The following is a 10,882-nucleotide window of genomic DNA, read 5'->3' as shown; positions in this document are numbered from 1 at the left end:
CTTGTTCCGGGCTGATCAGCACGTCCACCGGAATCGCTTCATTCTGGAACAATTGCTCTTCGCGGGTCAGGTACGCGGCTTCGCGAACCCGGGCGATTTTGGTCGGGGTGTGGAACAGGGTGTGGGCGACCTGGCAGGCGACCATGTTKGTTTCATCACTGTTGGTCACCGCGACCAGCATGTCGGCATCATCCGCTCCGGCTTGACGCAACACAGTCGGGAATGAGCCACGACCTTGTACCGTGCGGATGTCCAGGCGGTCGCCGAGATCGCGCAGGCGTTCGCCATCGGTATCGACCACGGTGATGTCGTTGGCTTCGCTGGCCAGGTGTTCCGCCAGTGAACCGCCCACCTGCCCTGCTCCGAGGATGATGATTTTCATCCAGTCACTCCATTGAATCCGTTTAACCGCGAGCGGCGGCGATCTTGATCAGCTTGGCGTAGTAGAAACCGTCGTGGCCGCCTTCCTGGGCCAGCAACTGGCGACCATGGGGCTGCTTGATGCCGGCTGCCGTGGCGAGGTCAAGCTCACGAGCACCCGGCGTGCGGGCGAGGAAGGCTGCGATGACTTCGGTGTTTTCGGTCGGCAGCGTGGAACAGGTGGCGTACAGCAGAATGCCGCCCACTTCCAACGTGTTCCACATGGCGTCGAGCAATTCGCCTTGCAGCACCGCCAACGCGGCGATGTCGTCGGGTTGGCGGGTCAGCTTGATGTCCGGGTGACGACGAATTACGCCAGTAGCCGAGCATGGCGCATCCAGCAGGATGCGCTGGAATGGCTTGCCGTCCCACCACGCCTGAGTGTCGCGGCCGTCGGCGGCAATCAGTTCGRCGCTCAGCTTCAGACGTTCGAGGTTTTCCCGCACCCGCACCAGGCGCTTGGCTTCCAGGTCTACCGCCACGACGCCGGCCAGTTTGGGCTCGGCTTCGAGGATGTGGCAGGTCTTGCCGCCCGGAGCACAGCAGGCGTCGAGCACCCGTTGGCCGGGGGCCAAGTCCAACAGATCAGCGGCCAGTTGCGCGGCTTCGTCCTGCACGCTGATCCAGCCATCGGCGAAACCCGGCAGGCCGCGCACGTCGGTGGCGGCTTCGAGCACGATGCCGTCGCGGCTATAGACACACGGCGTGGCGGCGATACCGGCATCTGTCAGCAAACCGAGGTAGGTATCGCGACTGTGATGGCGACGGTTGACCCGCAGGATCATCGGCGGATGCGCGTTGTTGGCGGCGCAGATGGCTTCCCATTGCTCCGGCCAGAACGCCTTCAGGGATTTCTGCAGCCAGCGAGGGTGAGCGGTGCGCACCACCGGGTCACGCTCCAGCTCGGCGAAAATCGTTTCGCTTTCGCGCTGAGCATTACGCAACACAGCGTTGAGCAGAGCCTTGGCCCAAGGCTTTTTCAACTTGTCGGCGCAACCGACCGTCTCGCCAATCGCGGCATGGGCCGGGACACGGGTATAGAGCAACTGATAGAGACCGACCAGCAACAGCGCCTCGACATCGGCATCGGCGGCCTTGAACGGTTTCTGCAGCAGCTTGTCCGCCAGCGCCGACAAGCGTGGCTGCCAGCGCGCGGTGCCGAACGCCAGGTCCTGGGTGAAGCCGCGATCACGGTCCTCCACCTTGTCCATCTGCGTTGGCAGCGAACTGTTGAGCGAGGCTTTTCCGCTCAGGACAGCGGCGAGTGCCTTGGCGGCGGCCAGACGCGGATTCATTGAGCGTCCGCCGCTTGACCGAGGATCGTGCCGGTGGCGAATTTCTCGCGGCGGCTGTTGAACAGGTCGCTGAAGTTAAGCGCCTTGCCGCCGGGCAACTGCAAGCGGGTCAGGCACAGGGCCTGTTCGCCGCAGGCGACGATCAGGCCGTCCTTGCTGGCGCCGAGGATTTCACCTGGGGCGCCTTTGCCTTCGGCCAGGTTCGCGGCCAGCACTTTCAGGGCTTCGCCATTCAAGGTGCTGTGGGTGATCGGCCATGGGTTGAAGGCGCGGACCAGACGTTCCAGCTCAACCGCCGGGCGGGTCCAGTCGATGCGCGCTTCGTCTTTGTTCAATTTGTGCGCGTAGGTCGCCAGGCTGTCGTCCTGCACTTCGCCCTCCAAGGTTCCGGCGGCGAGGCCGGCAATCGCCTGGACCACGGCCGGAGGGCCCATTTCGGCCAGCCGATCGTGCAGGCTGCCGCCGGTGTCTTCGGCGCTGATCGGGGTGGTGACCTTGAGCAGCATCGGCCCGGTATCGAGGCCAGCCTCCATGCGCATCACCGTCACGCCACTTTGCGCATCGCCCGCCTCCACGGCGCGCTGGATCGGTGCAGCGCCACGCCAGCGCGGCAGTAGCGAGGCGTGGCTGTTGATGCAACCCAGACGCGGAATATCCAGCACCACTTGCGGCAGGATCAGGCCGTAGGCGACCACCACCATCAAGTCTGGCTTCAACGCGGCCAGTTCCGCTTGCGCGTCTCCATTGCGCAAGGTGGGCGGCTGCAACACCGGGATGTTGTTCTCCAGAGCAAGCTGCTTGACCGGGCTCGGCATCAGTTTTTGCCCGCGACCGGCCGGACGATCCGGTTGGGTGTAGACCGCGACGATCTCGTAAGGGCTGTCGAGCAGGGCCTTGAGGTGTTCGGCGGCGAATTCCGGGGTGCCGGCAAAGACAATGCGCAGTGGCTCAGTCATGGGTGTTCTCTATTGCAAAGCATCTTGAAAAGAAAAAGGCTTGCCGCAGCAAGCCTTTGAAGATGGGCATCAGGCGTTCTGGCGATGGAGCTTTTCCAGTTTCTTCTTGATGCGGTCGCGTTTGAGCGTGGACAGGTAATCAACGAACAATTTGCCGTTGAGGTGGTCGCATTCGTGCTGGATGCACACCGCGAGCAAATCTTCGGCGATCAGTTCGTAAGGCTGGCCGTCGCGGTCCAGCGCCTTGACCTTGACCCGTTGCGGGCGATCGACGTTTTCGTAGAAGCCCGGCACCGACAGGCAGCCTTCCTGATACTGGCCCATCTCGTCGGTCAGCGGTTCAAACTCGGGGTTGATGAACACTCGCGGTTCGGTGCGGTCTTCGGAGAGGTCCATCACGACGATACGTTTGTGCACGTTGACCTGGGTAGCGGCAAGGCCGATGCCAGGCGCTTCATACATTGTTTCAAACATGTCGTCGACCAACTGACGCACTTCGGCGTCCACTACGGCCACTGGCTTGGCGATAGTGCGCAGGCGCGGATCAGGGAATTCGAGGATGTTCAAAATGGCCATAAGCTTGATGATTGCACGTGTGAAGTAAGGTCGGGTCGATGGCCTGGCGGGTCCGAAGAAATGCAGGCTACCGTTGTAAAACGTAGCTCCCTTCTGTTGACAAGCAAGTTTTGACAAGCAAGCCGGGAGCGAGCCGTTGAGGGCTCTGGCGTTTCACGCGAACGTACATAATAAAGGGATTCACCGCATGAGGAAATCACTACTCACCCTGCTGCTCCTGGTCTCGGCAGGTTGGGCGCATGGGCAAGTGCAACTTCGGGAAGACATTCCCACCATTAAGCTCTCGCCTCAGGTGCGCAGTAGCCCGGTGACCGAGGCTATCCCCAGCATTGCGCTGAAATCGATCAACAGCTTTCTGCTGAGCAACCGCATCGTCGACAAGGCCGAGGACTTCGACAAGGCGCCCTACATCGTCGCCGGCGATGCCGAGCGCGTACTCAGCGGCGCGGGTGACCGCATCTTTGCCCGCGGCCATTTCGATCCGGCGCAACCGGCGTACGGCATCTTCCGCCAGGGCAAGGTCTACACCGATCCGCAGAGCAAGGAAATTCTGGGGATCAACGCCGACGACATCGGCGGCGGCGAGGTCGTGGCCATCGAAGGTGACGTCGCCACTCTGGCATTGCAACGCACGACCCAAGAGGTCCGCATCGGCGATCGCTTGTTCAGCGGTGAAGAGCACGCGATCAACTCGACCTTCACGCCCAACGCACCGAGCCACGAAATCAACGGTTTGATCATCGATGTGCCGCGTGGGGTCACGCAGATCGGCGAGTTGGACGTGGTTACGCTGAACAAGGGGCAGCGCGACGGTCTGGCCGAAGGCAATCTGCTTGCGGTGATGAAGACCGGCGAAACCGTGCGCGACCGGATCACTGGTCAGCCGTTGAAAATTCCTGATGAGCGCGCCGGTCTGCTGATGGTTTTCCGTACCTACGAAAAACTCAGTTATGGGCTGGTGCTTAGCGCTTCGCGCTCGCTGTCGGTGATGGACAAGGTGCGAAATCCGTAAGCGTGCTTCACAAGTTACCAACAGAGTTATCCACAGCTTATTCCCGTTTGTACGGGTGCTTATTACGATCAAGGATGATCCATGTCGCTGTCTACTGTTACACCGGTTTCCCCCGCGGAACTGGAAGCTCGATTACGTCTGCATCGTTTGCCGGAACTCGGTCCTGCGCGTTTCAAGAAATTGCTCGAAGCCTTCGGCTCGGCATCCAAAGCCCTCAGTGCGCCGGCCAGTGCCTGGCGTTCGCTGGGTTTGCCACTGGCCTGTTCCGAGGCCAGACGAAGCACTGAGATTCGTGACGGCGCCAGCCACGCATTGGCCTGGTTAGACCGCCCGGCCCAGCATTTACTGATGTGGGACCAGCCTGACTACCCGGCACTGCTGGCACAAATCAGCGATGCACCACCGCTGTTATTTGTCGCGGGCAATCCGGGCATTCTGGAAAAACCCCAACTGGCGATGGTCGGCAGCCGGCGCGCGTCCCGGCCGGGGATGGACACCGCTGCGGCGTTTTCCCGCAGCCTGGCCGGTGCCGGTTTTGTCATTACCAGCGGCCTCGCCCTGGGCATTGACGCCGCCGCGCACCAAGCCGCGCTCGATGTCGGCGGGCAAACGGTCGGTGTGCTCGGTACGGGGCTCGAGAAGTTTTATCCACAGCGAAATAGACGCCTGGCGGACGCCATGATCGCTTCGGGCAGCGCAGTGCTTTCGGAGTTCCCGCTGGATGCAGGCCCCAGCGCCGGCAACTTCCCTCGACGCAACCGGATCATCAGTGGTTTGTCTCTCGGGGTGCTGGTGGTCGAAGCCAGTGTCGCCAGCGGTTCGCTGATCACCGCGAGGCTGGCGGCGGAACAGGGGCGCGAAGTGTTTGCGATGCCCGGGTCGATCCATCACCCCGGCGCCCGCGGCTGTCATCAGTTGATCCGGGACGGTGCGGTGCTGGTGGAAACCATCGAACATATCCTCGAAGCCTTGCGCGGATGGCAGCGACTGCCGTTGTCCACAGAAACCTGCACCCCTGCAACGACTCACCCACTGCTGAAGCTGCTGCATGCCGCGCCTCTCACCAGCGAAGCGCTGGCCGACGCAAGCGGCTGGGCCTTGCCAAAAGTGCTGGCTGCGTTGACGGAACTGGAAATGGATGGCTGCGCCGTGTGCGAAAGCGGACGCTGGTTTGCGCGGGTGAGCTAGGTTTTATAAACAAGATCGGTAAACTGCGCAGAGCCTTATTCTGGAGTGTTTTTCATGGTCAACAGTTGGCGTGTGCAACAAGCCGCGCAAGCAATTCGCGCCGGGGCGGTGATTGCCTACCCAACCGAAGCAGTCTGGGGCCTGGGGTGCGACCCGTGGGACGAGGAAGCGGTGGAGCGTCTGCTGCTGATCAAGGGCCGGTCTGTGGATAAGGGGCTGATTCTGGTCGCCGACAACATCCGTCAGTTCGATTTCCTCTTCGAAGACTTTCCCGAGTTGTGGATGGACCGCATGGCCAGCACCTGGCCAGGTCCGAACACCTGGCTGGTGCCGCACCAGAACCTGCTGCCGGAGTGGATTACCGGGGTGCATGAGACGGTAGCGCTACGCGTCAGCGATCACCCGCTGGTACGGGATTTGTGCGCACTGGTCGGGCCGCTGGTGTCGACGTCGGCCAACCCGCAGGGGCGCCCGGCGGCACGTACGCGGATTCGCGTCGAGCAGTATTTCCGTGGCCAGGTGGATCTGGTGCTAGGCGGAAATCTGGGGGGGCGCAAGAACCCGAGCGTGATTCGCGATCTGGCGACCGGCAAGGTTGTGCGCCCGGACTGATACCGAGGCGACCCCAATCGCGGGCAAGCCCGCTCCCACAGTGTCTTCTGATGTTCACAAAATTTGTGGTCACCGCTGATCCTTGTGGGAGCGGGCTTGCCCGCGATGAGGCCCAGGCAGGCACTGAAAATGTTAAGGCAGCAGAACAACCGAACCGGTCGTACGCCGCGCCGACAACTCGGTCTGCGCCTTCGCCGCATCAGCCAGCGGATAACGCTGGCTGATGTCCACCGTCAACTTGCCGCTGGTGATCATCTCGAACAGTTCGTCGGCCATGCGCTGCAGGTTTTCGGCGTTGTTCGCATAAGTGCCGAGGGTTGGCCGGGTCACGTACAGCGAGCCTTTGCCCGCCAGGATCCCCAGGTTCACGCCGTCGACCGCACCAGATGCATTGCCGAAGCTCACCACCAACCCACGCGGCGCGGCGCAGTCGAGTGAAGTCAGCCAGGTGTCCTTGCCGACGCCGTCGTACACCACCGGGACTTTTTTGCCGTCAGTCAATTCCAGCACGCGTTGGGCGACGTTTTCATGGCTGTAGTCGATGGTCGCCCAGGCTCCGTTGGCCTTGGCCAGTGCAGCTTTCTCTGCCGAGCTGACCGTGCCGATCAGCTTCACGCCCAAGGCCCTGGCCCATTGGCAAGCCAGGGAACCGACACCACCGGCCGCGGCGTGGAACAGGATGGTTTCGCCACCCTTGAGTTCATAAGTCTGACGCAGCAGATACTGCACGGTCAGGCCCTTGAGCATCACCCCGGCGGCCTGTTCGAAGCTGATGGCGTCCGGCAGCTTTACCAGATTGGCCTCGGGCAACACGTGAACATCACTGTAGGCGCCCAGAGGGCCGCTGCCGTAGGCCACACGATCGCCGATCTTGAAGCGGGTCACGTCGCTGCCCACCGCCTCGACCACGCCCGCACCTTCCGAGCCGACACCCGATGGCAGGGACGGCGGCGGGTAAAGACCGCTGCGATAATAGGTGTCGATAAAGTTCAGGCCGATGGCCTTGTTGGTCACGCGCACTTCCCTGGAGCCTGGCTCGGCGGGTTGGTAATCCACATACTCGAGTACTTCGGGGCCGCCRTGGGCGCGGAACTGGATACGCTTTGCCATCTGAACTCTCCATAGGTCGTTTTACCAAGCTCCCTATCGGACTCCTAAGCTTGATCTTCGTCAACTGCGGAGGGGTAACGTGCGATGTTATGCTACGGGCCCATTTGCGCAGACTGAGCTCCAATGGAGCGCCGCGTAGTTTTGCCCGATTCAAGGTGATGACATGACGACCCGCACCGAGGCCGTAAAAGCCTACCTGCTCGACCTGCAAGAGCGCATTTGCGCCGCCCTGGAAGCCGAAGACGGCGGCACGCAATTCGTCGAAGACGCCTGGACCCGGCCTGCCGGCGGTGGCGGTCGCACCCGTGTGTTTGAAAACGGTGCGGTGATTGAAAAGGGTGGCGTGAACTTTTCCCACGTCTTCGGTAGCGGTCTCCCACCCTCCGCCAGCGCTCATCGACCGGAGCTGGCGGGCCGTGGCTTTGAAGCCCTGGGCGTGTCGCTGGTGATTCACCCGCACAATCCGCACGTGCCGACTTCCCACGCCAACGTGCGCTTTTTCATCGCTGAAAAAGAAGGTGAAGAACCGGTGTGGTGGTTTGGCGGCGGCTTCGACCTGACCCCGTATTACGGCAACGAAGAAGACTGCATCCACTGGCATCGCGTCGCCAAGCAGGCCTGTGCGCCGTTCGGCCCGGACGTTTACCCGCGTTACAAGGCCTGGTGCGACAGCTATTTCCACATCAAGCATCGCCACGAGCCGCGCGGCATCGGCGGGCTGTTTTTCGACGACCTGAACGAGTGGGACTTCGACACCAGCTTCGCCTTCATGCGCGCCATCGGCGATGCGTACATCGACGCCTATCTGCCGATTGTGCAGCGCCGCAAGAACGATGCGTTCACAGCCAAGCAGCGCGAGTTCCAGGAATTCCGCCGTGGCCGCTACGTTGAATTCAACCTGGTCTATGACCGTGGCACGTTGTTCGGCCTGCAATCGGGTGGGCGGACCGAGTCGATTCTGATGTCGCTGCCACCACAAGTACGCTGGGGTTACGACTGGAAGGCCGAGCCTGGCAGCGAAGAAGCGCGCCTGACCGAGTATTTCCTGCAAGACCGCGATTGGTTGGCCGACGCCTGAACGAGGAAACCTGATGGACCGTTATGTCGTATTCGGAAACCCGATTGGCCACAGCAAGTCGCCGTTGATCCATCGCCTGTTCGCCGAGCAGACCGCGCAAAAGCTGGACTACAACACGCTGCTGGCGCCACTCGACGACTTTCCCACCTGTGCCCGGACGTTTTTCCTCGAAGGACGCGGCGCCAATGTGACGGTGCCGTTCAAAGAAGAGGCCTATCGATTGGCCAACAGCCTGACGGCACGGGCGCAGCGCGCCGGTGCGGTCAATACCTTGAGCAAACTGGCCGACGGCAGTCTTCTGGGCGACAACACCGACGGCGCCGGGCTGGTGCGGGACCTGACGGTCAACGCCGGATTCAGCCTCAAGGGCAAACGCATCCTGTTGCTCGGTGCTGGTGGTGCGGTGCGAGGTGCTTTGGAGCCGTTGCTGGCCGAGCAACCGGCATCGGTGATCATCGCCAACCGCACGGTGGAAAAGGCCGAGCTTTTGGCGGAACTGTTCTGTGATCTGGGACCGGTCTCGGCCAGTGGCTACGACTGGTTGCAGGAGTCGGTGGACCTGATCATCAACGCGACCTCCGCGAGCCTGACAGGCGATGTGCCGCCAATTGCGCCCAGCCTGATCGAACCGGGCAAAACGGTATGCTACGACATGATGTACGGCAAGGAACCGACCTCGTTCTGCCGCTGGGCCAGTGAACACGGGGCTGCGGTGGCGATGGATGGCTTGGGGATGCTGGCCGAACAAGCGGCGGAAGCGTTTTTCCTGTGGCGCGGCGTGCGCCCGGATACGGCGCCGGTACTGGCTGAATTACGGCGGCAATTGGCCCTTTGAAAGCTTGGCGAGCAAGCCTGCTCCCACACTGGATTTGTGAACGACACAGATCAAATGTGGGAGCGAGTTTGCTCGCGATAGCGGTATATCTGGCACATCAATGCTGGATGTACTGCCGTCATCGCGAGCAAGCCTGCTCCCACAGGGTTCAGAGTCAAGTCGGATTAATCCTCAAACCGGATCGGGCATTTCTCCGCCCCTTCCAGCTTCCTCAACTCTTCCACCACCTGCGGCCGGGCCCGGCGCAGGGTCAGGCTGCGATCTTGCCGCAGTAATCGCCGCGCTTCCTGATGCAGCATTTCCACCCCTGAATAGTCGATGAAGTTGATCTGCTGCGCCTCGATCACCACCCGCGCGCCGTGCATGCGTTGCAGGCGTACTTGCAAGTAATGGCTGGCACCGAAAAAAATTGAACCGCCCACCCGCAGAATGTCTTCCTCGCCATCTCGCACATGCTGCACCCGTGGCTGCGAGGTGCGCTTGAGGTAGAAAAAAAGCGAGGCCAGCACGCCGGCGTAGATCGCCGTTTGCAATTCCAGCAGCAGCGTGGCGACGCAGGTCAGCGCCATTACCACGAACTCAGCGCGGCTGACCCGCAACAACGCGCGAATGCCGCGGTGGTCCACCAGCCCCCAGGCGATCAACAGAATGCTCCCGGCCATCGCCGGGATCGGGATGTGCGCGATCAGGCTCGCGCCGAAGATTGCAAACAGCGCCACCCACAACGCCGAAAAAATCCCCGCCAGTGGCGAACAGGCTCCCGCTTCATAGCTCAGGCCTGAGCGAGTGAAAGAGCCGGCCGACAGCGATCCGGAAAAAAACGCCCCGACGATGTTCGACAGGCCTTGGGCACGAACTTCCTGATTGGCATCAAGTAATTGCTGCGAACGCGCCGAGATCGAGCGGGCAATCGACAGGCTGGTGACCAGCCCGAGCATACCGACCGCCACTGCACTGGGCAGCAGGCGCAGGATCAGATCGAGATCCAGCGGCAACGGACTGAAAGGCGGCAGCTTGCCGGTGAAGGCGCTGACCAGTTGCACATGGCCGAACATTGATGGCCAAAGCCAGACCAGCAATGCAGCCAGCACCAGCGTGATCAACAGCGTCGGCCAGCGTGGCAACCACAGCTTGAGGATCACGCCCACCACCACCGTCGCCAACCCCAGCGCCAGCGAAGGTTTGTCCATTTCGCCGAGATGGCGCAACAACGTGATGAAGCTATCCAGAGCGGTGGCCTGGCTGGGCAAATCCAGCCCCAGCAGGTTAGGCAATTGACCGATGGCAATCACCACGGCAGCACCCAGGGTGAAGCCGAGTACCACCGAGTGAGAGACGAAATTCACCAGTGCGCCAAACCGTAGTAAACCCAGCAGCCACTGGAAGATACCGGCAAGAAACGTCAGCAACAGGATCAACATGACGTAATCCTGCGAGGCTGGAACGGCCAGAGGACTCACGCTGGCGTACAGGACAATCGAGATGGCCGCCGTAGGGCCACAGATCAAATGCCACGACGAACCCCACAGGCAGGCGATCAACACCGGGATGATTGCCGCGTAGAGGCCGTATTCCGGTGGGAGACCGGCAATCAGTGCGTAGGCAATGGATTGCGGCAACGCGAGAATCGCGCCGCTGAGGCCGACGATCATGTCGCGCCCGACGCTGGCGCGGGTTTGCCGGGGTAGCCAGGTGAGGAAAGGGAAGAGTGAATGGCGGCTTGGCAGGGCCATGGGGCCTCTCGAGTGGGATTTTGCGCAAGGGTATCAGGACGAGATGACGATGTGCCCATGTGGGAGC

General features: G+C 61.7%; 10 protein-coding genes and 1 pseudogene. 5 read left to right on the top strand and 6 right to left on the bottom strand.

What is annotated here, in order from left to right; all coding sequences use genetic code 11:
• The 4 genes from ACXRVY_RS09155 to def form a co-directional block, all read right to left on the bottom strand.
• A partial coding sequence (locus ACXRVY_RS09155; RefSeq protein ID WP_458237276.1) for an NAD-binding protein occupies nucleotides 1–382 on the bottom strand: 382 nt, incomplete at its 3' end.
• Nucleotides 383–404: 22 nt separating this feature from the next.
• On the bottom strand, nucleotides 405–1,715 hold the full coding sequence (gene rsmB / locus ACXRVY_RS09150) for a 16S rRNA (cytosine(967)-C(5))-methyltransferase RsmB (protein WP_458237275.1): 1,311 nt from the start codon (nucleotides 1,713–1,715) through the stop codon (nucleotides 405–407).
• Complete coding sequence (gene fmt / locus ACXRVY_RS09145) at nucleotides 1,712–2,671, bottom strand: methionyl-tRNA formyltransferase (RefSeq protein ID WP_223459124.1); 960 nt, start codon at nucleotides 2,669–2,671, stop codon at nucleotides 1,712–1,714. Before fmt ends, rsmB begins: the two co-directional genes overlap by 4 nt.
• Before the next feature lie 69 nt (nucleotides 2,672–2,740).
• Complete coding sequence (gene def / locus ACXRVY_RS09140; protein WP_108218782.1) at nucleotides 2,741–3,247, bottom strand: peptide deformylase; 507 nt, start codon at nucleotides 3,245–3,247, stop codon at nucleotides 2,741–2,743.
• A gap of 265 nt (nucleotides 3,248–3,512) precedes the next feature.
• On the opposite strand from def, the pseudogene ACXRVY_RS09135 reads away from it, so the two are divergent.
• From ACXRVY_RS09135 to ACXRVY_RS09125, 3 genes and pseudogenes are all read left to right on the top strand, one after another.
• Nucleotides 3,513–4,259: pseudogene (locus tag ACXRVY_RS09135) on the top strand (peptidoglycan-binding protein); the annotation flags it as partial.
• 81 nt (nucleotides 4,260–4,340) lie between these two features.
• Nucleotides 4,341–5,447, top strand: a complete 1,107-nt coding sequence (gene dprA, locus ACXRVY_RS09130) for a DNA-processing protein DprA (protein WP_223459129.1) — start codon at nucleotides 4,341–4,343, stop codon at nucleotides 5,445–5,447.
• Between the two features lie 54 nt (nucleotides 5,448–5,501).
• On the top strand, nucleotides 5,502–6,059 hold the full coding sequence (locus ACXRVY_RS09125) for an L-threonylcarbamoyladenylate synthase (RefSeq protein ID WP_057397341.1): 558 nt from the start codon (nucleotides 5,502–5,504) through the stop codon (nucleotides 6,057–6,059).
• Between the two features lie 132 nt (nucleotides 6,060–6,191).
• Here ACXRVY_RS09125 and ACXRVY_RS09120 read toward each other — a convergent pair whose 3' ends face one another.
• Nucleotides 6,192–7,169 carry an NADPH:quinone reductase gene (locus ACXRVY_RS09120; protein ID WP_223459131.1) on the bottom strand — a complete coding sequence of 326 codons (978 nt, stop codon included), beginning with the start codon at nucleotides 7,167–7,169 and terminating at the stop codon, nucleotides 6,192–6,194.
• Nucleotides 7,170–7,332: 163 nt separating this feature from the next.
• Between ACXRVY_RS09120 and hemF the strand changes: the two genes are divergently transcribed.
• Nucleotides 7,333–8,247 (top strand): oxygen-dependent coproporphyrinogen oxidase, encoded by a 915-nt coding sequence (gene hemF / locus ACXRVY_RS09115; protein ID WP_223459133.1) that lies wholly within the window; start codon nucleotides 7,333–7,335, stop codon nucleotides 8,245–8,247.
• 13 nt (nucleotides 8,248–8,260) lie between these two features.
• Nucleotides 8,261–9,082 carry a shikimate dehydrogenase gene (gene aroE / locus ACXRVY_RS09110; RefSeq protein ID WP_223459135.1) on the top strand — a complete coding sequence of 274 codons (822 nt, stop codon included), beginning with the start codon at nucleotides 8,261–8,263 and terminating at the stop codon, nucleotides 9,080–9,082.
• Nucleotides 9,083–9,246: 164 nt separating this feature from the next.
• Here aroE and ACXRVY_RS09105 read toward each other — a convergent pair whose 3' ends face one another.
• A complete protein-coding gene (locus ACXRVY_RS09105) occupies nucleotides 9,247–10,815 on the bottom strand; it encodes a SulP family inorganic anion transporter (protein WP_223459137.1) in 1,569 nt (522 codons plus the stop codon).
• Between the last annotated feature and the right edge of the window lie 67 nt (nucleotides 10,816–10,882).

Source organism: Pseudomonas sp. P5_A2_2 (assembly GCF_054177685.1).
The sequence above is the reverse complement of the archived record's forward strand: the minus strand, read 5'-3'. Positions and strand labels throughout refer to the sequence as shown.

What these genes read in the sequence shown, in the direction of transcription:
- fmt (WP_223459124.1), bottom strand. Translation starts at nt 2,671, where the DNA reads ATGACTGAGCCACTGCGCATTGTCTTTGCCGGCACCCCGGAATTCGCC.
- def (WP_108218782.1), bottom strand. Translation starts at nt 3,247, where the DNA reads ATGGCCATTTTGAACATCCTCGAATTCCCTGATCCGCGCCTGCGCACT.
- dprA (WP_223459129.1), top strand. Translation starts at nt 4,341, where the DNA reads ATGTCGCTGTCTACTGTTACACCGGTTTCCCCCGCGGAACTGGAAGCT.
- ACXRVY_RS09125 (WP_057397341.1), top strand. Translation starts at nt 5,502, where the DNA reads ATGGTCAACAGTTGGCGTGTGCAACAAGCCGCGCAAGCAATTCGCGCC.
- hemF (WP_223459133.1), top strand. Translation starts at nt 7,333, where the DNA reads ATGACGACCCGCACCGAGGCCGTAAAAGCCTACCTGCTCGACCTGCAA.
- aroE (WP_223459135.1), top strand. Translation starts at nt 8,261, where the DNA reads ATGGACCGTTATGTCGTATTCGGAAACCCGATTGGCCACAGCAAGTCG.
- ACXRVY_RS09105 (WP_223459137.1), bottom strand. Translation starts at nt 10,815, where the DNA reads ATGGCCCTGCCAAGCCGCCATTCACTCTTCCCTTTCCTCACCTGGCTA.